Consider the following 24,894-nt stretch of genomic DNA (forward strand, 5'->3'; position numbering starts at 1 on the left):
GTACTGCAGCGGCAAGCCGCTGCAGAGCGGTCCGCCTTGCGCAAGCGCAAGGTGGTTCCCGCGCAAGCGCGGGAATGGGATTCCGCAAGCGGAATTCCTGAAGGGAATGTAATTCGCGCAAGCGCGAATTAGGGGTGATCGCGCAAGCGCGATCACTTGGGCTGGCTATTGGGGCGGGTGCATCGGGTGCGGGACTGTGTAGGGCTTGGGAACCTCAGCTGCTGCCCCTGCAGCAGGGGTGACGGGCTGCCGGCCTGCTCGGGTGCCGGCCTGTTGCAGTGACGGGTTCCGCTGCGCTCCACCCTGACCCCTCCCCTGTCCTCGAAAGTGGTCACGCTCGCGTTCACCAATCCTGCCGGTTTATACAGCAACTCTCGTGACAGTGGGGCAGGTATCCGACGATGCATCACCCGAGCGGATAAACGCACAACCTGGATGATGCATCATGGATAATAGCTGTGTAGCCTTTGGGGTTCTAGCTGCGTCCCATCCCCCTTTCCGATAACTCCCGTAAGAATTCAGAATCGCACGGCCCTGGATAGCTCAGCCACAGAACGGAAGCCCGATATGGGAACGCTGCAATTCAACGTGCGGAGGTAGCTGAGTCGCCCGGCCCCCGGGGCCGGGCGACGGAACCGTTCACCGGCATCAGCCACTCCTCGGTGCTTTGAAGCGTCACGGCCGGTACCACCCGAGACTCAGAGCCGTTGATGCCGCCCACGGCCCGCACCCGTTCCACCAAGCCGCACGCGAAGCCACCTCAGCTGTCGACGGATCAACCAACGGCGGCGCAAAAAGCCGTCCACGAGCGCCTGGGGGGCTATCCATCCCCTGTGGCCGCCGACTACGCAACGCGCGGCTGTGAGGCGCCTGGAGGCCTTCGCGGGCTCGGTGGTCGAACGGACCGGGTGACGGTTGCGGACGGTACGCCCTCGCTGCTGCGCAGTGCCAGCTGTGACGGTCGGGTGCCGTCGGTGGCGGGTGGCCGCACACGCGCGAGGCGCTGGTCCCTGACTCACGGACTCGTGCGCGCGCGTCTTAAAGGAAAAGAGGGCCCTCGCGGAAAATGGGCTCTGACCTGGTCTTTTACGGAAGGGGATGTGTCAGCGCTGACACATCGACCTGCGGAAATGTGTCCGTGGTGCCACACCGACACCCCTATTCGCCAACCACGCTTGTACAAACGCGGAAAATTGCTGGTGAGAGGTGGTTTTGAGGGAACACCCCTCGTTTCCCTGTGTCGGTGTCGACACCAAAGCGCCCGACCGCCGGCCGCAGCAAGGGCAAGATCACCGCCGTGCCGCCGGGCGGTGACAGCGCCTTCCGCGAGACCCTGTCCTCCCGGCTGGGCAAGGACATCAAGCCGCCGACCCGCAAGCGGCCGGTGCAGCAGATGGACGTCAGTGTCCGGTACACCTACCGCGCCCCACACGACATGTACGGGCGCTCCGGCTACAGCGTGGTCTCCAACGACTTCCTTGCTGACGTCCTGGCCGTGCTCATCGCCCAGCACGGCATGTCGCCGATCCAGTCTGCGGTCCTGCTGTGGTGCATCGGCCGGCAACGTGAGGGCTGGCTGAAGGCCACGCACAAGAAAATCGCCGACAAACTGGGTGTGGAACGGTCGAACGTAACCCGGGCGATCGGCCGCCTTGAGGAGTGGCACATGATCCAGCGCGTGGACACTGGGCTGATCTTCGTGAACCCGATGCTCGGGTTCGAGGGCAACGGGGACCTGCAGCGCGAGGTCCTGGACGCACTGCGTGACGCGGCCGGGAAGCTGCCCGAAGACCTCTTCCCGGCCCTGAACGCCCCGAAGCCGCCGCGCAGCGTTCAGCTGGAGCTCGGGGCAAAAGACGGGGAAGATGAAGTGGTCGACGCGGAGGGGCGGGCATGCTGATCCAGGCGAGCGCCGGTTTCGGAATGCTGTACCGGCTGAACCTCACCAAGGCCGCGATGGAGTTGCTGAGCGTTCTCATCGAGCGCCAGGCGCCCGGCGGCGAGGTGAATGCTTCCCAGGCCGAGCTGGGGGCGCGAGTCGGCCTGTCGCGGAATTCCGCGAACACGGCGATTTCGCTACTGGAGAGCCGGAACCTCGTGCTGAGGCCCGAGGACCGCAAGTACCGCACCTACTACCTCCACCCGTACATCGCCTCGTACAACTCCCAGGAAGAGCTGGAAGAAGCGCTCGAGGAAGCAGCCGAGCGCATCGAGGCCGGCGAACTGCCCGAGATCACCGCCCCGCTGTACGAAACCGCGCCGCCCAAGCGCCAGAGCCAGCCACTTCGGGCAGTCCGCGCCGCCGGCTGACGCCATCCGTTATCACCCCCGGGTGATAACGGACCGTGAAATAGGCGGCGCCCGAAGCCGCCGCCCACCGCGTACAACCGGTCCGTCGGCTCCAGCACGGGGTTCATCGGCGAGGCGTTCTCCATGGACAGCCTGGAGTTCATGCGCTGGGCCGCTGTCCGTTACGACGGCGACCGGTTCGTTCTCGTGGTGCTGTTCCACCTGATGGGCTCCCAGAAGCCCGGCGGGCTGATCGAGGCCACCCACGAGGATGTGTCCGCCGATCTCGGATACAGCCGGCCTCACATCAGCCGCGTCTTCAACGTCCTGGCGGCCGACGGGGCGCTGCGTAAGGTCCAGCGGGGCCGTCTACCAGCTCAACCCGGCCGCTCGCTGCGAGGAGGGCTCAGGGAGCCGCGCAAGGGCGAGAAGAAGCGTGCCAAGGCGGGTATGGGGGACAGGGTGGAGCAGTTGGACCTGTTGCGCGAGGTCATGGAGGACCCGGACGCGCCCGACGCGTTCCGGGCGATGGCCGCTCCTGGCGTGAAACTGGAAGCGCGCAAGGCGCCGAATGGGGAAGGGAAGGCCACGTCATGACGTCCGCTGTCGCAGAGGGATGGGTGCCGCGCCGCAACGTGCTGTGGGGCAGCTTCAACGGTCTCGCGTACGTTCCGCGGCTGCCTCCCACCGCCTACACGCTGCTGCTGCACATGATGAGCGAGCAGGAGCCGGGCGGCCTGGTCGTCGCCACCCACGACGAACTCGCCACCGGCCTCGCGATGGAGCGCGGCATGATCAGCCGGGCCATGCCCCACCTGGTCGCCGCCCGGCTCGTCGCCGTGGTCCGCCGCGGACGCTTCCAGCTCCACCCGATGATCGCAGCCTTCAACGACCCCCGCGAGCAGCAGCGCGCCGTCAAGGCCCTGCCCCGGGACATGCGCCTGGACGTCGGCGACTTCGAGGACGAGTACGACCGCCGCTTCCAACTCCACCTGGACGAGAAGGCCCGCCTGTATGCAGCAGCCGTGCATAGATCTCGCCCGGAGCATCGCAGATCTGCGATGTTATGCAGCCGCCGGGTTGAAGCCCTGCTCACAGTGCCATCGGCGATGCCGAACACTCGCTACGCCGGATTCCCTGCTTGCGTCGGCCGGGTTAGGAATTTGGTTGCGGTGAATCGGGCGGATGCGGTCATACTCCGGCATGAGTAGAGACGCCGAGGTCATCGTGCTCGCCCGCTGGTCGGACGAGGTGATGGAACCGCTGACCCAGGACGACCCGGAACGCACGTGGCGAGGTCGCTTCGTCCCGATAGCGGGGCACTGGGGCTACGAGTGCGGGTGGGCCCTTGAGTTCGAGAAAGTGCGTGCCCGCAAGGGCCTGCTCAGGCACCTGGAGTCGTTGCCGTGGCCGCATCCTCATACGGTGCAAGTTCTGCTTCGCGACCAGGACGACGACTGCTTCGGGCTGTGGATGTTCCAGGAGGGCCGGCTGGTGGAAGTCACCATTCCGCGCACCGAGCGTTTCCACCGGCCGGCACCGCCCACTGAGGACTTCGAACCCGACCCGGGCATGCTGCTGCGCACCGACCAAAACATGGCCCTGCCCGAGCAGACCCCAGAAGCACTCCGCGACACCCGCTCACCCTGGTAGACCGAGTTCGACAGCTCATCTTGGGACGTCAGGGCTGTCGACGCGCGCCGCGATGGCCCCGGGCGTGAGGTTCAGGACCTTGAACGGTTCGCCGTCCCAGCGGTTCGGGGCGGTGGTGGCGACGAGGGCTCCGCTCGGGCGGTCAGCGGTTGGCTCTGCTGCTCAATCGAGGTGGGGCGTAACCGTTCCACCTCGGCATCGGACACGGTGGTGCTCCTTCCCACGCCACCAGGGCCCGGGGGTACCCGTACCCGTACCCCCGGGCCCGTCCGTGACCGGACCGGTCAGGCCGGGAAGACTGCCTTCAGCCAGCCCTCCGCCGTTTCCGAGCGCAGCAGCGCGTGGCGCTTGTCGGCCGGGCCGGCGCTGCCGGTGTCCGTCCGCAGTGCGGCCTCGATGACGCGGCTGGTCTGGTCGATGTCGAACGGGTCGATGGTGCGGGCGAACGGCGCGAGTTGTTCGTGCACGCCCGCGTTGGCGGACACGAGCAGTGAGGCGGAGTCGTCGAGGAGGTAGGCGGCCTCCTTGGCGAACAGGTTGAGCCCGTCGTAGGTCGAGTTGACGATTGCGGCGCTGCTCATGAGCAGGGCCGCGAGGACGCAGTTGCGCGAGTCCCGGCCCTTGCCGGGCTGGAGGAGGGTGGCGACCGGCCGGTCCGGCGTCCCGAAGCGGTCGTTGACCCGGCGGATCGCCTCTTCGGTGGCCTTCTGGTAGGCGAGGTGGCGGGCGGAGGCGCGGCTGGGTGTGGTGCCGACGGCGAGGAACCAGGAGGTCTCGGCGAGCTCCGGGGAGCGTTCCAGGGCGGCCTCGAAGGCGGCGAACCCGCGGGGCATGTTCTTCCAGAGGTCGATCCGGTCGGCCCGGACCATCACGCGCCGGCCGTCCGCCATCCGCGTCAGCCGCTCCGTCCACGACGCGGTGGCGGGTTCCTCGACCATCGTGTCGATCACGTCCACGTCCAGCGGGAACGGCTCGGACACCAGCCGCGTGACGTGGCCCCGGTGCGTGATGGTGTCGCCCTCGATGACGGCGTCGGGCAGGAACCTTGCGCAGCAGGCGGCGAACGCGTCCGTCCAGCGCTGGGCGTGGAAGCCGACGGCGTCGCAGGCGAGGAGGGATTCGAGGATGCGGGTGCGGACGGGGCCGGGGAGGACGGTGAAGTAGTCGGGTTCGCACCACGGCGTGCCCAGGAAGTAGGTGAGCTTGCTCTTCCTCTGCTTCTTGCCCGCGGTGAAGAACTCCGGGACGAGCATGAGGTGCGGGTCGTTGATCAGGATGAGTTCGTCCGCGGTGTCGGCCGACAGGCCGGTGAGCCTTTCCGCGTACAGCCGGTTGACCGTTTCGTACCCTGCCCAGGCCTCGCCGAGCTCACGGTCGAAGACCGGTTCGACCGATGTGTCGTGCATGTAGTGCAGGAGTCCGAGCAGCAGTTGGATGGAGACCGTGTCGTAGTGACGGCGGCGCAGGTCCTCGTCCAGTCCCATGGGGTGCAGGGTGATGCCGCCGTCCAGGGTCACCGATTCGGGCAGGTCGCCGCCGGGTGGTGCGGTGAAGATCCAGTCGCCGCCGTGTTCGGCGAGCAGGGCGTTCAGCATGGGGACGAGCCCACCGGCGGAGCGCGGGTTGAGCTGCCCGTCCGCCCACTGCGGACAGCTGTTGCTGCAGGTCAGAATTTTCATTTCAGCATCCTTGGTGTCGAGAGCAGCAAGTCGGCCGCGGGGCGGCGCATCCGGACGAGGGCGAGTGCTGTCAGTGCCACGGCGCAGAGCCCCAGGAGGTGGTATCCCCAGGCACCGGGCAGCGCGGCCACCAGTGGTGCGACGACCACGGCGGCGGCGCCCATGGTGGCTTCGCCGATCCCTTCCACGTAGGGACGCAGCTGTCCTGGGACTGCTCCGGTCAGCAGCGTGCTGGCACCGACCACGCCGAAGTTCCAGCCGAGGCCGGCCAGGACGAGGTGGACGGTTGTCATCGTCGTGGGGCCTGTGCTGAAGCTGCCCAGCACGCTTGCCATCAGGGAGATCACGGCGCCGATGAGGACGACCGGCATCGGCCCGTACCGGTCGGCCAGCCGTCCGACGAGGGGGGCGGGGGCGAACATCCCGACCACGTGCAGCGCCACGAAGGAACCCACCACACCGTGGCCGGCGCCGTGCTGGCTGAGGTGTACGGGGGTGAGGGTCATGACGCCGACCATGATGAAGTTGGCCCCGGCCAGTGCGCTCAGGGCCACCACCGCCGCCGGCTCGCGGAGTGCGGCGCCCAGCCGGACTGTGCCGCGAGCGGGTCTCAAGCCGGAGGCGAGCACGCTCGCCGCACGTCCCAGCAAGGGTGTTCTCGGGGAGCAGCCCGCGGCCAGCAGCAGTGCGGAGCCGCCGAACGCGACGAAGGCGACCAGGTACAGGCCGCACAGTGTCGGCAGCCCGATCGCGTGGGCGGCCGTGCCGCTGGGGCCGAGCAGCAGCGGGCTGATCACGGCGCCGAGTGCGGTGGCGAGGAAGACCGCGCCCAGTGCTCTGCCCCGGCTTCCTTCCGGTACGGCTTGGGCGGCGGTGTAACGGAGCAGGAAGATGGAGGAGTTGGCGGTGCCGAGCAGTGCGCTGCCGGCCAGCATCCAGGCGAGGCTCCCCTGTTTCGCCGCGAGGACGACCGCCAGCGCCCCGAGGGCTCCCAGTACCAGGCCGAGGGCCAGGCCGCGTCCGCGGTGGCCCCGGCCCGCCTGGTGCGACACGAGGAGCGCGCCGACGGCGGAACCGCCCAGGTGCAGGGCCACGGGGAGTCCGGCCACCGAGGCGGTGCCGGCCAGTTCGGTGGCGAGCAGGGCTCCGGCCGTTCCGCCGGCGGCGAGGCCGAGGCCGGCCAGGGCGGTGGTGCCGGCGATGTACGCCGGTATGCCGTGCCACGGGCTGTTCGGCCCGGCCGTCGGTGGCAGCACGCTCAGGGCGGCCTCGCCGCCCCCCTGGAGTTCCGGGGCGGGACGGTATTGTGCAGGGCGGTTCAGTGGTACGACCTCTTCTCGTCCGACGGCCCGCTGCTGGCTGTGGGCAGCGGGCAGCGGGCGACTGGCGGGTGTCTACCCGGGCCGGGGTCGGGCCATGTGCGGGCCCGTCCGCGGCTCAGGCTGCGAAGGTCTCTTCCATCGGCCCCGATTCGTAGGCGCACCGGCCCGCCGTGGTGGCGTGCTTCATGGCCAGCGCCATTTTCATCGGGTCCTTCGCGCGTACCAGGGCGGTGTTGACGAGGGTGGCCGCGGCGCCCATGCCCATCGCCTGGGCGACGTGGTGGGCGGTGCCGAGGCCGCCTTCGACGACGACGGGGATGCTGACGGCGTCGATGATCTGCTGGATGGGCCGGGGGTCGATGATGCCGCGTCCCGAGGCCACGGGTGCCGCCATGACACGTAGGGCCGAACAGCCCGCTTCTTCGAGGGCCTTGGCGGTCTCGATGTCGGGCAGGATGAAGGGCAGCAGCGACCAGCCCTTCTCCCGAAGTTCATGGGCTGCCTCGATGGTCTGGCGGTTGTCCGGCACGTTGTCGTGGCCGCGTACATCCAGTTTGAGGATGTCGATGCCCCAGGAGTCGCGAAGGATTTCGGCGGTGCGCAGTGCGCTGTCCTTGGAGCGGGCGAACGAGGTGGTGCCGATCCAGGTGAACCGGTCGAGGTCGAGGGCGTCGTCCAGGTCGGACAGCAGGAGGCTGCTGCGGCGGTTGTCCGGGTCCACGGTGGTGATGAAGATGTCCGCGTCGGTCACGGTGAGCACGTCCCGCACGACGGGCACGGAGTCGTACTGTTCGATCCCGACGATGAGCCGGGAGCGGAACTCACGGGTGCCGATCCTGAGCCAGGGTTCCCTGCGGTCGTCGGTGAAGGCCGTTCGCTGAGTGGTCAAGGAATTGTCCCATCAGAGTAGATGGCGGAATGCCGCGAGCACCGGTTTCTTCATGTTGCTGAAACATTGGACATCGGACCCGGGTGCCTGTCAGCTATTCCTGTCCGTTCTCTTTCCACTCCGTTTTCCGGACTCTTCTCTCCGTTTGTGTCTGTGGTGCGGAGGTGCGGAGGTGGTCGCCGGGAGTGTCCTTGCCGGTGGTTCGTCAGGTCACCTGGGCGGCCGGTTCGAGGATGTATCCCCTGCCCCAGGCGGTCTGCAGGACCAGGCCAAGGGGGCGGATGCGCCGGCGGATGCGCATGATGTGGAGGTCCAGGGCGTTGCGGGAGATGCATGCCTGGCTCTCGCCCAAGCGGTCCAGTAGTTCCTCGCGGTAGACGACTCCCTGGAAAGATCCGGTCAGGCTGTCCAGCAGCGCCCTCTCCGCGGGTGAGACCGCCACCACGCGGTCGCGGTACTTCAGTGCGCCGCTGGGGTCCACGGTCGGCACGGTGAAGGGGTAGGACCTGGCCCGCAGGGCGGCCATCCGGGCGCGGAGGTCTTCGTTGCTGATGGGTGCCCGTGCCCAGTCCTCGCGTACGTCGGAGCAGATGGGCGCGGGTGCTCCGCCCTCTACGACGAGCAGGCGCAGGAGGCCCTCCTCCATACACTGGCGTCGCTTGGCCGACTCCGCGGGCCACCGCAGAAGTCTGACGTCGACTTGATCTTGTCGCACGAAATCGCGCTCCCGGTCTCGTGGTCCGTCATTCAGAACAAGCAGTTGTGCTCAGCGTTCCGAGTGGTCTCTTCAAGCCACTGTGGAGCCCCCGGGGGACGCGGGGAAGCTGGCCGAGGACCGGATGGGACCCGTGGGAGGAGCAGCGGTCACGGCCGTTGCCGGGGGGCATGCCGGAGCTGCGTAAACGTGCGGTACGAATGTATCGGGCCCTCGAACCGGCGCCGTGCGTCGAGGGTTTCTCGATCGGCCCTGGTGCGTTTCTCAAGGCTCGAGTTTCTCGGGGCTCGTGTTCAGTGGTGCTTCGCCGCTCGATTTTCTCCGGCCCCAGGAAGTGAGAGGCACTGTTCCAGGAAGGCGAGCACCCGCAGGTGGTAGGTGCGGGCGGTCCGGCCCAGGCTGATGTTGTGGCCGGCGTCCGCGAGGCGCTCGCTGCAGGACAGTGGGGATCCCAGCCGCTCCAGCATGGCCCGTACGGTTTCCGGGTCGCTGCGCCACCACAGCTCGTGTTCGGCGAAGGTGAACCGGACGGGTGCCCGGACGTCCCGTGCCACCTGCGGGTACAGCCGCGGCCAGTCCAGGATCTCGCGGGACTCCTGCTCCGGGATGGGTGTGATCAGCGCGTCGGCCAGCCGGAAGGTGCCGGGCGGGTAGAGGGCGAGGGGTCCCCAGTGCATCCGGTGGGAGAGCCGGCTGCCCTGGCCGACCAGTTGTTCCGCGTCGGGGGCCCATTGGTCGCCGATGCCGGAGACGTCCATGCCCAGCAGCCCGTCGCCCGTCCACCGGGACGAGGCGTGCAGGGCGACGACGCCGCCCAGGGAGTGTCCGACCAGGAGGATCCCGGCGCCGCAGGGGTGGTTCGCCCGGTAGTCGTCCAGGGCGGCGCGCACCACGTCCGCCTGTTCGGACAGGCCCATGCCCGTGGGCAGTTGAGCGGCTGACCGGCCGTAGCCGGGGCGGTCGAGGGCGAGTGCCGCGTATCCGCAGGAGGAGGCGAGGGTGAGCAGCGAGGTGGCCGGGTCGGCTCGGCCGTCGAAGTAGCCGGCCCGCATCCCGCCCCCGTGCAGGGCCACGAGCAGGGCGCGGGGCGGGGAGGCGGGCTCGGAGAGCAGCCCGGACAGGGTGACGCCCCTCCCGTCCAGGGTGATCGCACGAACCGGGTTGGAGCCGGGGGCGGTTGCGGGTGCGGCCACTGAGGATTCGTGGAGGGGCATCGGTGGATCTCCTTTCACATGTACTGCCGTGTCGCTCTACATGTGTACGGCGGTGCTGTCTTCCATCGCCTTCTCGTCCTGCCGCGGCCGCGGCAGGTTGTTGGTGAGCATGATCAGCACGCCGGCCAGCAGCAGGATGCCGACGGTCCACCACACGGCGACGGCGTAGCCGTGTACGGCCGCCTGGTCCGCGTGGTTGCTGCCGCTGCCGCTGTGGGAGACCAGCCAGGCGGCGGTGGTGCTGGCCGCGATGGTGTTGAGCAGGGCGGTGCCGATGGAGCCGCCGAGCTGCTGCGAGGCGTTGATCATCGCGGAGGCGACGCCGGTCTCGTGGTCGGCGACTCCGTTGGTGGCCAGGCTCATCGCCGGTGTGAAGGCGAGGCCGAGACCGATGCCGAACAGCAGCTGGCCGGGCAGGACCAGCAGCGGGTAGGAGGAGTCCACGTCCAGCTGGGTCAGCATCAGCATGCCGAGGGCGGCGACGAGGAACCCGGGGCCCATGATCCAGCGCGGGGCCATCCTCGGCATCATGCGGCTGGCGATCTGGCCCGCGCCGATGAGCATGCCGGCCACCATGGGCAGGAACGCCACGCCCGACATGAGGGGGCTGTAGCCGCGGATCTCCTGGAAGTAGTAGGTGAGGAAGAGCAGCAGGCCGAACATGGTGATCACGGCGAGGGCCTGGGAGGCGAAGACGCCGGCCCGGTTGCGCTCGGTCACGATCCGCAGCGGCAGGAGCGGGGTGCTGCTCCGCTTCTCGACGACGACGAAGAGGGTCAGCAGGACGACGCAGGCCACGAAGAGGGCCAGGGTCGGGGTGGCGGTCCAGCCTTCGCTGTCGGCGAGGGTGAAGCCGTAGACGAGTGCCACGATCCCCGCGACGGACAGCACGGCGCCGGCGATGTCGAGCTTCTCGCGGGGCGGGCGGTTGCCCTCGTCGCGGACGACGGCGACGGCGCCGACGACCACGACCGCGGCGAAGGCGATGTTCACGAAGAGGGACCAGCGCCAGTTGAGGTACTCGGTGAGGACGCCGCCGAGGATCAGGCCCACCGCGGAGCCGCTTCCTGCGATCGCGCTGAACACCCCGAACGCCTTGGCGCGTTCGCCGGGTTCGGTGAAGGTGACGGCCAGCAGCGAGAGGCCCGCCGGTGCCAGCAGGGCGCCGAACGCGCCTTGCAGGGCCCGCGCGGCCAGCAGCATTCCGGAGTCGACCGCCAGGCCGCCGAGCGCGGATGCCAGGCCGAAGCCGATGACTCCGATGAGGAAGGCCCGCTTGCGGCCGATGGTGTCGCTGATCCGGCCGCCCAGGAGCAGGAGTCCGCCGAAGGCGAGCATGTAGGCGGTGACGACCCACTGCCGGTTGCTGTCGGAGATGCCGAGGTCCCGTTGGGCGGAGGGCAGGGCGATGTTCACGATGGTGCTGTCCACCGAGACCATCAGCTGCGCGAGGGCAATGTAGACCAACGCCTGCCAGCGCCGTGCGTCCGGGGCGACGGCGCCGGACGCGCGGGGCGCGATGATTTGATCTTCAGCCATGACGGTTCTCACTTCTGTGACGGCAGGATGCTCGGTCCATACATGTCCAGCGCGTCGCCGGTCCGCCTCGCCCGTGGAGCTTCGGTAGACGTGGGGCAGGCCCGACAACATTTGTTGTTCCAACCAATGTTGTACGGCATAACGATATGACCAGATCGTTGGTCGATGCAACACTGTCGCGTAGGCTTCTCGATATGACCCTGTACGGACGACTGGTCGAACTGGATGTCTGGCTGCTCTCGGGCGCTGCCCTGCGAGCCCAGCGACTGCTCTGCGAGTACCTGGATACCACCGGCCTGCGGATGCAGCACTACCGCGTGATGGCCGGTCTGGCCGAGCTCGGTGAGTGCACCCAGGCCGATCTGGGCCGGGCCCTGGGCCTGGACGCCGGGAACATGGTCGCGCTCCTGGGCGATCTGGAGGGCCACGACGCCGTCACCCGTAAAACAGATCCCGCCAACCGTCGTCGAAACCTCGTCAGGAGCACCGAACAGGGCAGGAAGCTCTTCGAGGAGATGGACCGGGCCGTCGAACAGGCCAACGAGGCCATGTTCGCGGCGTTCTCTCCTGCCGAGCGCGAGGAATTCCACAAGGTGCTGGTCCGCCTCGCGCAGGGCGACCAGTAGAACTGCGAGAAACGGCCTGCGAGTCGCCCGCCGTTCGGGACGTCTCGTAGGCCGTCAGGTGTTACGCGGTGTACGGGCGCTTCTCACGGGCCTCGCGCAGCGAGACCCCCCACCACACCAGCTGGTCGAGCAGGGTCTTGCTCGCCGTGCCCGCCGCGGTGGGCTCCACGAGGGCTCCCGCCTCGTCGAACTGTCCCCAGACGTTGTGGAAGCTGACGCAGTCCCGCACCGTCACCGCGTGCAGCTCGGCGAAGACGGGACGCAGGTGCTCCACCGACCGCAGGCCGCCGGCCAGGCCGCCGTAGGAGACGAAGCCGAGCGGCTTGGCCTGCCACTCGGTGCGGTGCCAGTCGATGAGGTTCTTGAGCGAGGCCGGGTAACTGTGGTTGTACTCCGGCGTCACGACGACGAAGGCCTCGGCGGCGGCCAGGCGCGGCGATACCCGGGCCAGTTCCGCCGACACCGTCTCACTCGGGGCGTGCGACAGCTCGTGCGGCAGTGCGTGCTCGGTGAGGTCGATCAGGTCGACCTCCAAGTCCGGGCGCTGAGTGGCCTGTTCGACGAACCATCGCGCGACGGTCGGGCCGAACCGGCCCTCCCGGACGCTGCTGTTGATCACGGCGAGGCGTAGGGGTGTGGCGGACATATTTCTCCTCTAGTGCCTGTTCAAGCGGGAGACGGCCGTGGTGTCTCTCCGCCGGGTCTGGATGCTGGACCGGGGCTGAAGTCAAGAACGGCCCGGGGAACTCGCCGCGAGCGTACGGCCCGTACCTCGTTCCCGGCTCCAGCCGCGAGCGCCGCTGTGGCGCAGCGCGCGTTCCAGGCGGTGCCAGTTGGGCGTGTGGTGGCGGGACGGCCGAAGGGGCTGGGACGCGGCGGACCGGGCCATCAACACCACGACGAGAGCGGCGAGTTCCTCGGGAGTAGCGTAGCCGCGGCTTACCTGGATGTCTGACATGGGGGTCTCCGTCACAGAGGGGGATTGCCGTGTTTGCGGGAGGGGAGCTCGGCATGTTTGTCCCGCAGCATCGCGAGGGACCCGATGAGGATCTCGCGGGTGGCACGGGGGTCGATCACGTCGTCGACCAGGCCGCGTTCGGCCGCGTAGTACGGATGCATGAGCTGGGTGCGGTACTCCTCGATCTTCTGGCGCCGTACCGCGTCCGGATCGTCGGCGCCGTTGATCTCGCGGCGGAAGATGACGTTGGCGGCGCCCTCCGCACCCATCACCGCGATCTCGTTGCCGGGCCAGGCGAAGGCCAGATCGGTGCCGATGGAGCGGGAGTCCATCACGATGTACGCCCCGCCGTACGCCTTGCGGACCACGACCGAGACTCGGGGCACGGTGGCGTTGCAGTAGGCGTAGAGCAGCTTCGCGCCGTGCCGGATGATGCCGTTGTGTTCCTGTGCGATGCCGGGCAGGAAGCCCGGCACATCGACCAGCGTGACCAGCGGAATGTTGAACGCGTCGCAGAACTGCACGAAGCGAGCGGCCTTTTCGCTGCCCTGGATGTCCAGCACCCCCGCGGACGCGGCCGGCTGGTTGGCGACGATCCCGACGACCTCGCCGCCCAGCCGGGCCAGGGCGCAGAGCGTGTTGCCCGCCCAGGCCGAGTGGATCTCGAAGAACTCCCCGTTGTCGACGATCTCCTCGATGACGTCGCGCATGTCGTAGACCCGGCCGGGATCGTCCGGGACCAGATCGAGCAGTGCGTCGCTCCGCCGGTCGTGCGGGTCCTCGGACAGGACCGACGGGGCCAGTTCGCGGTTGTTGGACGGCAGCAGGGAGAGCAGGAAGCGCACGTCCTCCAGGCAGCTCTGTTCGTCGTCGTACGAGAAGTGCGCGACGCCAGAGACGGCGGCGTGCACGTCGGCGCCGCCGAGGCCGTTCTGGGTGATCTCCTCGCCGGTGACCGCCTTAACGACGTCCGGTCCCGTGATGAACATCTGCGAGGTCTCGCGGACCATGAACACGAAGTCGGTCAGCGCCGGACTGTAGGCCGCGCCGCCCGCGCACGGACCGAGCATCACGCTGATCTGTGGGATGACACCCGAGGCCCTCGTGTTGCGCTGGAAGATCCCGCCGTACCCGGCCAGCGCGGAGACGCCCTCCTGGATACGGGCGCCGGCGCCGTCGTTCAGCGAGACGAGCGGGGCGCCCGCCGCGATGGCCATGTCCATGATCTTGTGGATCTTCGTGGCGTGGGCCTCGCCCAGCGCCCCGCCGAAGATCCGGAAGTCGTGTGCGTAGACGAAGACGGTGCGGCCGTGCACGGTTCCCCAGCCGGTGACGACACCGTCGGTGTACGGCCGTTTCGCCTCCAGGCCGAACCCGGTCGCCCGGTGCCGGCGCAACTGCTCGACCTCGTGGAAGGAGCCCTCGTCGAGCAGCAGGGCTATGCGTTCGTGCGCCGTCAGCTTGCCCTTGGCATGCTGACGTTCGGTGGCTGCGGGGTCCGGGCCGTGCCGGGCCTCGTCTTTGATCAGCCGGAGTTCCTCCAGACGCCCGTAGAGCGTCCAGTCGGCGCTCCGGGCCGGAGTCGTGTCGGTGGCGGCCATAAGTGACTCACTCTCCTGTGGATGGTTTCCCGGCCCGGTCGGGGTGGGCCCGCAGGCCGCCGAGCCCGGCCGCCAGCCCGGCCACGGCGACGGCGGTGACGAGCAGGAGCGCCGGGCGGTCGTCGGCCCGGCCGACGGCCAGCGCCGCGGCCATGGCCGGCACGATGACGGCGGAGATCTGCACGGCACTCTGGTAGAGGCCGACCGCGGCCGGCCTGTCGACCGCGGCCAGCCGGGAGGTGGCCTGGGCGTTCAGCGCCGCGAAGGCCAGCACGAAGCCGGCGCCGACCAGCAGCAGCGTCGGCAGCACGTCCGTGACGTAGTGCTCCGGAACCGGATGCCGCAGGCAGAGCGCCGCACCCAGCACCGGTCCCAGCGCCCCCAGCGCGATCAGCCGGGCGGTGCCGTAGCGGGCGATCAGCCTCCGCGACAGCAGTGCCGTGACGGCCAAGGGCACACTGACGGGCAGGAACGCCAGCGCGGTACGCAACGGGGACCAGCCGAGACCGGTCTGCAGCCGCGCCGTCAGGACCAGCAACAGCCCCAGGTTCACGCCGTTCAGCGCGGCGGCCCCGGCCATCGAGCGGACCAGTGTCCGGTTCCGCAGCAGCCGCCCCTGGATCAGCGGCCGCGATCCGGTGCGCTCCGCGACGACCAGGACCGCCCCCAGCACCACGGCGAGCACCAGCGGACCCGCCGTACGCGCGTCGGACCAGCCGTGCACCGGCACCGAGACGATGCCCCCCACCAGGCACACCAGGACACCGGTCAGCGCGAGCGCCCCGGTGACGTCGAAGCGGCGCGGGGCTCCGGAGGACGCGGCGGCGGACACCGGGCCGCGCGGAACCAGCCGCACCGCGAAGGCGAACAGGACCAGCACCACCGGCGCCGGGAAGGCGACGGTCCAGCGCCAGCTCACTCCGGTCAGCAGACCCGACAGCAGCAGCCCCGCGGCGAACCCGAACCCGCCGAACAGGGCGTACACCGACACCGCGCGGTCGCGGCTGCGCCCGGCCCGGAACTCCGAAGCGATGATCGCCAGTCCGGTGGGCGCGGTCAGGGCGGCGAAGAACCCTTTCAGCACCCGGGCCGCCACCAGCACGGCGGGCTCATCGGTCACGGCGCCCGCCAGGGACGCCACGGCGAATCCGAGCAGCGCCCACAGGTACACCCGGCGCCGGCCGAGCAGTTCCACCAGCCGTCCGCCGAACAGCGTGAGCCCGCCGAAGCCGATGGCGAAGCCGGTGACCAGCCACTGCGCCCCGGTCAGTGCCAGACCGAGGCCCCGTCCCACCGAGGGCATGGCCACGATCATGGCCGACACCTCGATGGCGTCGATGAGCATGTTTCCGGCCAGCACGAACAGCAGCCCCCACAAGCGGGGGCTCCACCGTCCGTCGTCGGCCGCAGCAGGACCGAAGGAATCCTGGGTGGGTGGTGGCATGGGCCTCATCCGAACTCCTCCACTGCGTACGCTCCTTGTCCCGTCCCGGCGGTGATCAGCCCAGGAGCGTGCCGCCGGTGGCGTCGAGGAACGCCCCGGTGACCCAGCGGGCGTCCTCACTCGCCAGGAACGCCACCACGTCGGCGACGTCCCCCGGCTCGCCCACCCGCCCGAACGCCGACATCTGGGCCATCTGCTCGACGGCCTGGGGGATGTCGAAGACCGGGTTGTCGTTGCGGGTGATGCCGGGCGCGACGCTGTTGATGGTGATGCCGCGCGGCGCGAGGTACTTCGCGAAGTGCAGCGCCAACTGCTCGACGGCGCCCTTGGTCATCGCGTAGGCGATCTCCTCCGGGTTGGCGAAGTGGGTCAGCCCCGAGGAGACGTTGATGACGCGGCCGCCGTCGTTAAGGTTCTTCAGCGCCCGCTGGATCATGAAGAACGGCGCCTTGGCGTTGACGGCGAAGAGCCGGTCGAACTGCTCGGACGTCGTCGTCTCGGCCGGGACCCCGCCGCCCATGATCCCGGCGTTGTTGACCAGGATGTCCAGGTCGACGGAGCCGGTGCGCTCCTTCAGCCCCTGCTCCAGACCGAGGAACAGCTCGTGGACGTCACCGGGCAGCCCCAGCTCCGCCTGGACGGCGAAGGCCCGCCCGCCGTCCTTCTCGATCGAGGTGACGACGTCGTCCGCCGCCTGGCCCCCGCTGGAACTGTGCACGACGACCAGTGCGCCTTCCCTGGCCAGCCGCAGGGCTATGGCCCGTCCGATACCTCGGCTGGAACCGGTCACCAGCGCCGTCTTGCCCGCGAACCTGTTCATACCTGCTCCGCTCCCGTGTGAAGTGGTGTGTGAGGGTGCGCCGCCGGTCCGGTCCCCGGTTACCGCCGGGGACGGGGACTGCGTGCGCGCCGGGGTGGGACGTGCCTCGCGCGTGATGTCGTGCGCGAGGTCCTGCGGTGCCGGTTCACCGAACCAGCGCCGCAGGGCCGCGCCGAGCCCGGCCGTGTCCGCGGCGCCCTCCGCGTCGGCCCACACGACATGCCCGTCCGGCCGGACCAGCACCGCCGTACCCGGGTCGGGGACCGCCGCCGGCGGTACGCCCGTGACGAGGTCGACCCGGTCGGTCCACGGCGCCAGGTCCCGTTGCAGGGCGGCCTTCCGGTGGGACGAGCCGGGGTGGAGCAGCAGCAGGCCCCGGGAGCCGTGTCCCCGTTGCCCGTGAGCCAGCCGGTGTCCCAGGAGGGGGTGGGCGCCGGGGTGGACGTCATGGCGGATGTCGAGGCCGCTGATCATCGCGGCGAGGTGGGCGCGGGCCGGTTCGTGGCATACGAGTTCGGCCACGACCTCCCGTACCGCCTCCACCTCGGCGCCGCCGAGGAGCAGCATCGCCTGCGCCCTGATGTTGCCCAGGGCCCGTGCGCCCACGGCGTGCCGTTCCGTGTGGTAGCTGTCGAGCAGCCCGTCCGGGGCCCGCCCGGTCACCTGGAGGGCGAGCTTCCAGCCGAGGTTGGCGGCGTCCTGGAGCCCGAGGTTGAGGGCCTGGCCGCCGATGGGCATCTGCTGGTGGGCGGCGTCGCCCGCGAACAGCACGCGCCCCTGCCGGTAGCGGGTCAGCTGCCTGGCGGCGTCCGCGAAGGAGTTCACCCACAGGGGGCGGCCGTGCCCGATGTCCTCGCCGGTCACCCGTTGCCAGATGTCGCGGACCTCGGCGAATTCCGGGTCGCCGGTGCGCTGTCCGGCGGAGCTGCCGAACTCGTGCACCATCACCCGGGTCACGCCCTGGGGGTTGCGGGCCGCGATGGCCAGTCCCCGGGGCAGCCGCTGGAAGCGCCGGGCCGGGATGTCGATACCGGTCACGTCGGCCCGGACCAGCTCCCGGCTCGCCGCCTCGCCGGGGAAGTCCGCCCCGGTCAGCCGCCGTACGGTGCTGTCCTCGCCGTCGCACGCCACGAGGTACCGGCCGCTGATCCGGACCGTTCCGCCGGGCCCGGCCGCCTCGGCGCCCACCCGGTCCGGGTGCGTGGTCAGCCGGGTCACCTCGTGGCCGGGACGCAGATCCGCCCCCAGGGACAGCGCCCACTCCCGCAGGGCCGCCTCGGTGCGGGTCTGCGGGATCTTCCACTGCCCGGGGTACGGCGTCGGCAGCGTCAGATCGAGCGGGATGCCGCCGAAGTGGCCCATGACGTCGTTCGGCAGGGTTCCCAGCCGGTCCAGCAGGCCGCGGCTGTCGAGGATCTCCATCGTGCGGGCGTGCAGGGTGGATGCCCGCGACTCCGTGCCCGGCTCCGGCCGTCGCTCCAGCACCACCACCCTCGCCCCGCCGAGCCGGAGTTCCCCGGCGAGGAGCAGCCCGACCGGGCCCGCCCCGACGACGATGACATCGCTGTCCAGGGTGGCCACGGTCAGCGCTTGCTCTCGGCGTGGCTCTTGGCGTAGCCGAGCGTGGCACTGCTGTTGGTGCTCAGTGCGCCGTGCACGTAGGCGCGGGCGTCCTCGACCGTCGCCTCCGTGCCCAGGATTTTCGCGATGTTGGCCGTGTTGAGCACCACGGTGTGCTGGGAGACGGCGGTCACGCCGCCGTCGTGCTCGGTGAAGGTCCAGCAGCCGGTGTGCAGGGTCATGAGCGCGGGCAGGGTGATCTGCTTGTACGCGATCTTCTGGTCGGGGAAGGCCACCCGGTAGGACTTGGTGGTGTGCACCGAGCCGTCCTTGGCCCTGGTGTCCATCTCCAGGGTCTGCAGCCCGGGAGCGTCCTCGCTGAAGCGCACGGAGGCGACGTGCGGAAGCCGCTCCGCCCACAGGCCGGCCTCGTTGATGAAGTCGAAGGCGTCCTTGGCAGCCCCGTCGATCTGCACGCTGTCCTCGAAGGAGAAGGTCAACTCCTTCGAGGAGTACGCCAGTTCGACATTGGTCTTGAGCGCTTCGAGCTCCGAGCGGGAGTTGCGGTCGACGGCTTCCTCGATCCACTTCAGGCCCTCGGCGTCGTCGTCGACGGCCCGGTAGTCGTGCAGCAGCCTGATCCGGGAGCTCCCGCCGTCGAGCGGCTCGATGATCCAGGTGCCGCCCATGGCGGCGACCGGAGGCGTGGAGACCTCCTGGCGGAAGCGGATGCGCAGCCCCTCGGGATCGAGGGTTCGGCGGGACGTCCAGTTCTTCGCGGCGCCGTTGGCGGTGGCCCAGATCCGGATGCGCTCCTCGGTGCCGGTCCGTTCTGCCACGTCCACGTGGATGGTGGGCGGGAAGATCTGCGGCCAGTTCTCCACCTCGGCGATCAGGCGGTAGACATCGGCCGCGGGTGCGGCCACGGTGATCTCGTGCTCGACGTGCTGGGTCGTCATGGTGTTCGCTCCTAGCGAGGTTCCCCCGGGAGGGTTCGGGTCCTGTGCGGAGTTGTGGCGTGGAGGACCTAGAAGTTGCCGAGTCCGCCGCAGACGTTCAGCGCCTGGGCCGTGATCGACGCCGCGGTGTCCGACGCCAGGTAGCCGACGAGGCCGGCGACCTCCTCGGGGGTCGAGTAGCGGCCGAGCGGGATCTTCGCGGTGAAGCGCTCCATGATCACGTCCTCGCCGGTGCCGTACGCCGCCGCGTAGCCCTGGCGCACCCGCTGGGCCATGGGGGTCTCGACGTAGCCGGGGCAGACGGCGTTGACGGTGATCCCGGTCGGCGCCAGTTCGTTGCCGAGGGACTTGGTGAAGCCGACGACGCCGTGCTTGGAGGCCGAGTAGGGCGCTCCGAGGACCACGCCCTGCTTGCCCGCCGTGGAGGCGATGTTGATGATCCGGCCCCGGCTCTTCTCCCGCATGCCGCCGGCGTTCAGCGCGGCACGGGTCATCCGGAAGACGCTGTTGAGGTTGGTGTCGATGACATCGGCCCACAGCTCGTCGTCGATGTCGGCGGTGACTCCGCCACCGCTGCGGCCCGCGTTGTTCACCAGCACGTCGACGGTGTCGTAGCGCTGCACGGCGGCGCGCACGAACTCCTCGACGCCCTCCGGGGAACGGACGTCGAGCGTCGTGCCGTCGACGTCCAGGCCGTCCTCCCGGAGCGTCTTGAGCGTGGAGGCCACGTTCTCGGCATTGCGGGCCCCGATGAAGACCCGGTGCCCCTGCTCGGCCAGCAGCCGGGCGGTGGCGAGGCCGATTCCGCTGGTGGCGCCGGTGACGACGGCGACCCTGGTGTCCTGAGTGTCCTGTGGCATGGCTGCTCCCGTGAGCGGTGAATGGGGTACGAGGATGTGTGGCGGGACCGGGGTGGCCGGGTCAGGCCGCGGCTCCGTCCGCCAGGTGCTCGTTGACGGCTCCGACCAGGGCGCGCGGGGTCGTCGCGTCGGCCAGGATGGTGTCGGAGATGGTGATGCCGTACGTGCGCTCGATCCGGCTGCTGGTCTCCAGCAGTGCCAGGGAGTCGTAGCCCAGGTCCTCGAACTCCTTGTCCAGGATGTCGGTTTCGAGGTCCACGTTCTCCGCGGCGCCGGCGCCTTCGAGCAGGATCCGCTTGAGGTCGTCGATCGTGAACGGCTGAGAGCTCACCGTTTGCCCTACCTTTCGTCTTGGGTCCGGACCGGCCGCGTTGCCGGCCGGCGTGATCAGCCGCGGTCGGGACTGCGCAGCAGAACCGCGGAGTTGAAGCCGCCGTGGCCACGGGCCAGCACCAGCGCGGTGCGCACCGGGCCCGGCCGGGCGTCGCCCGTGACGAGGTCGAGGCCGAAGGCGGGATCGGGGTCGGTGTTGGTGCTGGGCGGGATCAGCCCGGACTCCATCGCCAGCAGCGCGGTGGCCAGGTCGAGCGGGGCGGCCCCGGAGTAGAGGCGGCCGGTCATGGTCTTCGGTGCGGTGACGGGAACCGCGCGCGGCCCGAAGACAGCGTTGATCGCCTGCGCCTCGGCCCGGTCCAGTTCCGGCACCGCCGCCGCGTCGGCGAACACCACGTCGACGTCGCCGGGTGCGGCGCCCGCCTCGGCCAGGGCCAGCTCGATCGCCTTCCGCAGACCGGGCTCGCCCCCGCTGCCCGGCCTCGGGTCGAACGTGGAGCCGTACCCGGCGACCTCGCCGTACACCCGTGCGCCCCGTCGGCGCGCGTTCTCGGCCTGCTCCAGGATGAGCATCGCGCCGCCCTCGCCCGCCACATGGCCGGTGGCGCGGGCGTCGAACGGCAGGTAGGCGCGGTCGGGGTCGTCGACGGTGCTGAGGCGCCCGCTCGCCAGCTGGGCCACCCAGCCCCAGGGGCAGACGGAGGCGTCGATGCTGCCGGAGACGATCATCCCGGTGCCCTTGCGGATCTGCCGGCGCGCGTGCGCGACGGCGTCGAGCCCGCCCGCCTGGTCCCCCACCAGGACACCGCTGGGCCCCTTCATTCCGTTGCGGATGGAGATCTGGCCGCTGTTGACGGCGTAGAACCAGGCGAAGGACTGATAGGCGCTGACGTGCTGGCTGCCCTTGCTCCAGAGCTTCTGCAGCTCGTTCTGGCCGAACTCGAAACCGCCCGAGGAGCTCGCCGTCACCACGCCCATCTCGAAGCCCTCGGCCTCCGCGGGCTTGATACCGGCGTCGGCCAGTGCCCAGTCGGTGGCGACCAGCGCGAGCCTGGTCATCCGGTCCGTCTGCGGCAACAGCCGGCTCGGCAGATGGTCCTCGGCCTCGAAGCCCGGCACTTCACCGGCCAGCCGCGCCGGGTACTGCGAGGCGTCGAACCGGGTGACGGGGCCGATACCGCCGCGTCCCGCCCGGGTGGCCGCCCAGAAGTCCTCCTTGCCCAGTCCGTTGGGGGACGCGATGCCCAGACCGGTGATCACGACCGATGTCGTCATCGTGCGCTCCCTTCGACCCGCGCCATCACCATGGCGCTCTGGAATCCGCCGAATCCGCTGCCCACGGTGAGCACCGTGTCCGTGCGGTGGTCCCGCGCGGTGATCGGCACGTAGTCCAGGTCGCACTCGGGGTCGGGTGTGTGCAGGTTCGCCGTGGGAGGAACGACGTTGTTCTCCATGGCGAGGGCGCAGGCGGCGATCTCGATCGAGCCGATCGCGCCCAGCGAGTGCCCCACCATCGACTTGATGGAGCTGACCGGCGTGCGGTAGGCGTGGTCGCCGAGGCTCTTCTTGAACGCGGCCGTCTCGTGCCGGTCGTTCTGCTTGGTGCCGGAGCCGTGCGCGTTGATGTAGTCGATACGGTCGCCGGGGATCCTGGCCTCGTCGAGGGCCACCCGGATCGCCTCCGCCATCTCCGCCCCGTCCGGGCGCAGCCCGGTCATGTGGAAGGCGTTGCAGCGGGAGGCGTAGCCGGAGATCTCGGCGTAGACGTGCGCGCCGCGCCGCCGGGCACTCTCCAGCTCCTCCAGGACGAACACCGCGGACCCTTCGCCCAGCACGAACCCGTTGCGGGTGCCGTCGAAGGGCCGCGAGGCCTCCTCCGGGGCGTCGTCGCGCGGGGTGGTCGCCTTGATCGCGTCGAAGCACGCCATCGTGATCGGGGAGATCGGGGCGTCCGAGGAGCCGGCGATCATCACGTCCGCCGATCCCTCGCGCAGCAGCTCCACGGCGTACCCGACGGAGTCCAGGCCGGAGGTGCAGCCGGTCGACACCACCGTGCTGGGTCCTTGCGCGCCCACGGCCCAGGCGACCTCGGCGGCGAATGAGCTCGGGACGAAGTAGTTGTACAGATGGGGGACGGCGTACTCGTGGTCCACCAGGTCCAGCCGCCCCTGGTCGCTGACGACGCGGTACTCCTCGTCGAGCCCCATGGTCGCGCCGACCGCGCTGCCGATGGTGACGCCGAGCCGGTAGGGGTCCATCGCCCCCAGGTCGAGGCCGCTGTCCGCGACCGCCTCCCGGGTGGCGACGATCGCGAGCTGAGCGGCCCGGTCCATCCGCCGGATTTCCTGCGGGCTCAGTCCGCTCGCCTCGGCGTCGAAGTCGATCTCGGCGGCGACCCGGGAGCGGAACGGGGCGGGGTCGAAGAAGGTGATGCCCCGGGTGGCGGTGCGCCCCTCGCTGAGCAGGCTCCAGAAGTCCTTGACCCCGATGCCGCCGGGGGCGACCACTCCGATGCCGGTGATGACCACCCTGCGCCCGGTCACGCGGTGCCTTCCCAGTGGTAGAAGCGGGTCGCCATCGCGTCGGCGGGAGAGCGCCAGGTGGCGGGGTCGTACGCCTCGATGAACGGCTTGAGGTCCTCGCTGATCCCGATGAACCGGGGGTCCGTCTTGGCTTCCTCTATCAGCCGGCCACCGTTGTCCTCGTCGAATTCCTGAAGGTGGAAGTACAGGCCCCGGTACGAGAACAGCTGGCGGCGCCGCGTGCCCATCAGATGCGGCATCTCCGTCTCGTCGAACGCGCCGAACAGCCGGGCGACATCGGAGCCGGATCCCGGCTCCATCCGCGCGACGATCAAGGTGCTGTGCATGGTCTCTTCTCTCTTCTCTCAGAGGTACGGAGTCAGCGCGACGGCCCGAACCAGCGCTTCAGGGCCATCGGCAGGTCGCTGTGGCTTCCCGGCGCGGCCCAGGCCACGTAGCCGTCGGGGCGGATCAGCACGGCCGCGGTGCCGTCCAGTGCCCCGTCGTCGGGAAGGGACTTCGGTGCCGCGGTCACCACATCCACCCGGTCCGCCCAGCCGGCCGCCCGGCGGCGCAGTTCGGCGTTGTCCGCGAGGTCGAGCAGTACACCGCGGCCGGCGTGGAGCGCCTCGGTACTGCTGCCGGGGCCCGAGGTGCCGGTCAGGTCCAGGTGCGGCATCCGGCGGCCGAGCAGAGGGTGGGCGCCGGCGGCGATGCCGTAGTGGATCTCCAGCCCGCTGACCATCGCGGCCAGATGACGGCTGACCGGCTCGTACCGGATGAGTTCCTTGAAGACGTCCCGCAGCGGCTGCACCTCCGCGCCGCTGAGGAACAGCAGCCCCTGGGCCTGTGTGTTCATCAGCAGCCGCTTGCCCACCGGGTGGCGTTCGTCGTGGTAGGTGTCCAGGAACTCCTCGTCCATCCGGCCCCGGACCACGGCTGCCAGCTTCCAGCCGAGGTTCACCGCGTCCTGGATGCTGGTGTTCATGCCCTGCCCGCCGGCCGGCAGATGGATGTGCGCGGAGTCGCCGGCCAGCAGGACACGGCCCTGCCGGTAGTGGGTCGCCTGGCGGGTGGCGTTCCCGAAGGAGCTCACCCACACCGGCTCGCCGTGCGAGATGTCGTCCCCGGTCAGCCGCTTCCATGCGGCGGCCACCTCGTCGTACGACGGCGGAACCTCACGCCGCTGAGGCGGTGTTCCGCGCTCGCACACGATCAGCCGGGTGACGCCCCCGGGCAGTGGCCCCACCATGACCATGCCGCCGGGCAGTGTCTCGCCGATCATCCGCGGCGACAGGTCCAGCCCCTTCACATCGGCGAGGAACATCTCCATCGTCGACGCGGTGCCGGGAAACTCGAACCCGACCTCCTTGCGCACCAGGCTGCGCCCGCCGTCGCACCCCACGAGGTAGGGCGCGGTCAGCCGGTGGACCCCGTCGGGGCCGCGGACCTCCGCCTCGACGTGGTCTCCGGCGTCCTTGACGGAGAGCAGTTCGTGGCTGCGGCGGATGTCGCCGCCCAGCGAGGTGACCCACTCCTCCAGCACGGTTTCGGTGTGTGACTGGGGGATGGTCTTGGCGGCCTGGTGGGCCCCGTCCAGAATGGCGAAGTCGATGGGCAGGCCACCGAAGTGCCCCTGGTTGCTCACCTCGATGTCGCCGAAGCGGGAGAGCAGTCCGCGCTGGTCGAAGACTTCCATCGTGCGGGCGGTGAATCCCAGTCCCCGCGATTCGCCAGTCCGCCGGGCGAGCTTTTCGAGTACGACGACGTCGACCCCGGCCAGCCGCAGTTCTCCGGCGAGCATCATTCCGGCCGGTCCGGCGCCGACGACGATCACTTGAGTGTCCATGCACCCTCCTTGTTCGGTCCTGCACCCGACAGCACCCCGTGCTGCGGTGGGGAGGCGTCGTG

Annotated in this window: 24 protein-coding genes; 6 read left to right on the forward strand and 18 right to left on the reverse strand. The window is 69.8% G+C overall.

What is annotated here, in order from left to right:
- Positions 1-1,243: 1,243 nt before the first annotated feature.
- The 5 genes from OG892_RS38885 to OG892_RS38905 all read left to right on the forward strand — a co-directional run bounded on the left by OG892_RS38885 (position 1,244) and on the right by OG892_RS38905 (position 3,942).
- Entirely contained in the window at positions 1,244-1,900 is a 657-nt protein-coding gene (locus tag OG892_RS38885) for a MarR family transcriptional regulator (RefSeq protein ID WP_371631768.1), read from the forward strand.
- Positions 1,894-2,310 carry a hypothetical protein gene (locus OG892_RS38890; protein WP_073737910.1) on the forward strand — a complete coding sequence of 139 codons (417 nt, stop codon included), beginning with the start codon at positions 1,894-1,896 and terminating at the stop codon, positions 2,308-2,310. The genes OG892_RS38885 and OG892_RS38890 overlap by 7 nt, the downstream gene beginning before the upstream one ends.
- 123 nt (positions 2,311-2,433) lie before the next feature.
- Positions 2,434-2,886, forward strand: a complete 453-nt coding sequence (locus tag OG892_RS38895) for a helix-turn-helix domain-containing protein (protein WP_371631769.1) — start codon at positions 2,434-2,436, stop codon at positions 2,884-2,886.
- Entirely contained in the window at positions 2,883-3,500 is a 618-nt protein-coding gene (locus tag OG892_RS38900; protein WP_371631770.1) for a hypothetical protein, read from the forward strand. Before OG892_RS38895 ends, OG892_RS38900 begins: the two co-directional genes overlap by 4 nt.
- Positions 3,493-3,942, forward strand: a complete 450-nt coding sequence (locus OG892_RS38905) for a hypothetical protein (protein ID WP_328868543.1) — start codon at positions 3,493-3,495, stop codon at positions 3,940-3,942. The genes OG892_RS38900 and OG892_RS38905 overlap by 8 nt, the downstream gene beginning before the upstream one ends.
- A gap of 284 nt (positions 3,943-4,226) precedes the next feature.
- On the opposite strand, the gene OG892_RS38910 is transcribed toward OG892_RS38905, so the two are convergent.
- The 6 genes from OG892_RS38910 to OG892_RS38935 all read right to left on the reverse strand — a co-directional run bounded on the left by OG892_RS38910 (position 4,227) and on the right by OG892_RS38935 (position 11,300).
- Entirely contained in the window at positions 4,227-5,621 is a 1,395-nt protein-coding gene (locus OG892_RS38910; protein WP_328868544.1) for a trehalose-6-phosphate synthase, read from the reverse strand.
- Positions 5,618-6,877, reverse strand: coding sequence for an MFS transporter (locus tag OG892_RS38915; protein ID WP_073737906.1), 1,260 nt, complete (start codon positions 6,875-6,877; stop codon positions 5,618-5,620). The genes OG892_RS38910 and OG892_RS38915 overlap by 4 nt, the downstream gene beginning before the upstream one ends.
- A 181-nt stretch (positions 6,878-7,058) precedes the next feature.
- Positions 7,059-7,832: a nitronate monooxygenase gene (locus OG892_RS38920; RefSeq protein WP_073737905.1), complete on the reverse strand. Its 774-nt coding sequence runs from the start codon at positions 7,830-7,832 to the stop codon at positions 7,059-7,061.
- A 205-nt stretch (positions 7,833-8,037) separates the two neighbouring features.
- Entirely contained in the window at positions 8,038-8,547 is a 510-nt protein-coding gene (locus tag OG892_RS38925; RefSeq protein ID WP_328868546.1) for a winged helix-turn-helix domain-containing protein, read from the reverse strand.
- Positions 8,548-8,840: 293 nt separating this feature from the next.
- The gene (locus OG892_RS38930) at positions 8,841-9,761 is read right to left on the reverse strand and encodes an alpha/beta hydrolase (protein WP_371631771.1); all 921 of its coding nucleotides are present in this window, start codon (positions 9,759-9,761) and stop codon (positions 8,841-8,843) included.
- Between the two features lie 36 nt (positions 9,762-9,797).
- Positions 9,798-11,300 (reverse strand): MFS transporter, encoded by a 1,503-nt coding sequence (locus OG892_RS38935; RefSeq protein ID WP_073737902.1) that lies wholly within the window; start codon positions 11,298-11,300, stop codon positions 9,798-9,800.
- Between the two features lie 194 nt (positions 11,301-11,494).
- Here OG892_RS38935 and OG892_RS38940 point away from each other — a divergent pair, with 194 nt between their 5' ends.
- Complete coding sequence (locus tag OG892_RS38940) at positions 11,495-11,926, forward strand: MarR family winged helix-turn-helix transcriptional regulator (RefSeq protein ID WP_073737901.1); 432 nt, start codon at positions 11,495-11,497, stop codon at positions 11,924-11,926.
- 61 nt (positions 11,927-11,987) lie between these two features.
- Here the strand turns inward: OG892_RS38940 and OG892_RS38945 are convergent, their stop codons facing one another.
- The 12 genes from OG892_RS38945 to OG892_RS39000 all read right to left on the reverse strand — a co-directional run bounded on the left by OG892_RS38945 (position 11,988) and on the right by OG892_RS39000 (position 24,832).
- Positions 11,988-12,572: an NADPH-dependent FMN reductase gene (locus OG892_RS38945; RefSeq protein ID WP_073737900.1), complete on the reverse strand. Its 585-nt coding sequence runs from the start codon at positions 12,570-12,572 to the stop codon at positions 11,988-11,990.
- A gap of 81 nt (positions 12,573-12,653) precedes the next feature.
- A complete protein-coding gene (locus OG892_RS38950) occupies positions 12,654-12,884 on the reverse strand; it encodes an acyl-CoA carboxylase subunit epsilon (RefSeq protein WP_073737899.1) in 231 nt (76 codons plus the stop codon).
- 11 nt (positions 12,885-12,895) lie between these two features.
- Positions 12,896-14,485 (reverse strand): acyl-CoA carboxylase subunit beta, encoded by a 1,590-nt coding sequence (locus tag OG892_RS38955; RefSeq protein ID WP_328868549.1) that lies wholly within the window; start codon positions 14,483-14,485, stop codon positions 12,896-12,898.
- 7 nt (positions 14,486-14,492) lie between these two features.
- Complete coding sequence (locus OG892_RS38960) at positions 14,493-15,929, reverse strand: MFS transporter (protein ID WP_371631772.1); 1,437 nt, start codon at positions 15,927-15,929, stop codon at positions 14,493-14,495.
- 55 nt (positions 15,930-15,984) lie between these two features.
- On the reverse strand, positions 15,985-18,330 hold the full coding sequence (locus OG892_RS38965) for an SDR family oxidoreductase (protein ID WP_371631773.1): 2,346 nt from the start codon (positions 18,328-18,330) through the stop codon (positions 15,985-15,987).
- Between the two features lie 2 nt (positions 18,331-18,332).
- Positions 18,333-19,268, reverse strand: a complete 936-nt coding sequence (locus OG892_RS38970) for an aromatase/cyclase (protein WP_371631774.1) — start codon at positions 19,266-19,268, stop codon at positions 18,333-18,335.
- Between the two features lie 68 nt (positions 19,269-19,336).
- Positions 19,337-20,128: a 3-oxoacyl-ACP reductase FabG gene (gene fabG / locus OG892_RS38975; RefSeq protein WP_073737894.1), complete on the reverse strand. Its 792-nt coding sequence runs from the start codon at positions 20,126-20,128 to the stop codon at positions 19,337-19,339.
- A gap of 61 nt (positions 20,129-20,189) precedes the next feature.
- Positions 20,190-20,459, reverse strand: a complete 270-nt coding sequence (locus OG892_RS38980; protein ID WP_073737893.1) for an acyl carrier protein — start codon at positions 20,457-20,459, stop codon at positions 20,190-20,192.
- Positions 20,460-20,515: 56 nt separating this feature from the next.
- Positions 20,516-21,736: a ketosynthase chain-length factor gene (locus OG892_RS38985; RefSeq protein WP_073737892.1), complete on the reverse strand. Its 1,221-nt coding sequence runs from the start codon at positions 21,734-21,736 to the stop codon at positions 20,516-20,518.
- The gene (locus OG892_RS38990) at positions 21,733-23,004 is read right to left on the reverse strand and encodes a beta-ketoacyl synthase (RefSeq protein ID WP_073737891.1); all 1,272 of its coding nucleotides are present in this window, start codon (positions 23,002-23,004) and stop codon (positions 21,733-21,735) included. Before OG892_RS38990 ends, OG892_RS38985 begins: the two co-directional genes overlap by 4 nt.
- Positions 23,001-23,330 carry a TcmI family type II polyketide cyclase gene (locus OG892_RS38995; RefSeq protein ID WP_024491216.1) on the reverse strand — a complete coding sequence of 110 codons (330 nt, stop codon included), beginning with the start codon at positions 23,328-23,330 and terminating at the stop codon, positions 23,001-23,003. Before OG892_RS38995 ends, OG892_RS38990 begins: the two co-directional genes overlap by 4 nt.
- Positions 23,331-23,362: 32 nt before the next feature.
- Positions 23,363-24,832, reverse strand: a complete 1,470-nt coding sequence (locus OG892_RS39000; protein ID WP_073737890.1) for an FAD-dependent monooxygenase — start codon at positions 24,830-24,832, stop codon at positions 23,363-23,365.
- Positions 24,833-24,894 lie beyond the last annotated feature (62 nt).

It is taken from the genome of Streptomyces sp. NBC_00341, from assembly GCF_041435055.1.
GTDB lineage: Bacteria > Actinomycetota > Actinomycetes > Streptomycetales > Streptomycetaceae > Streptomyces.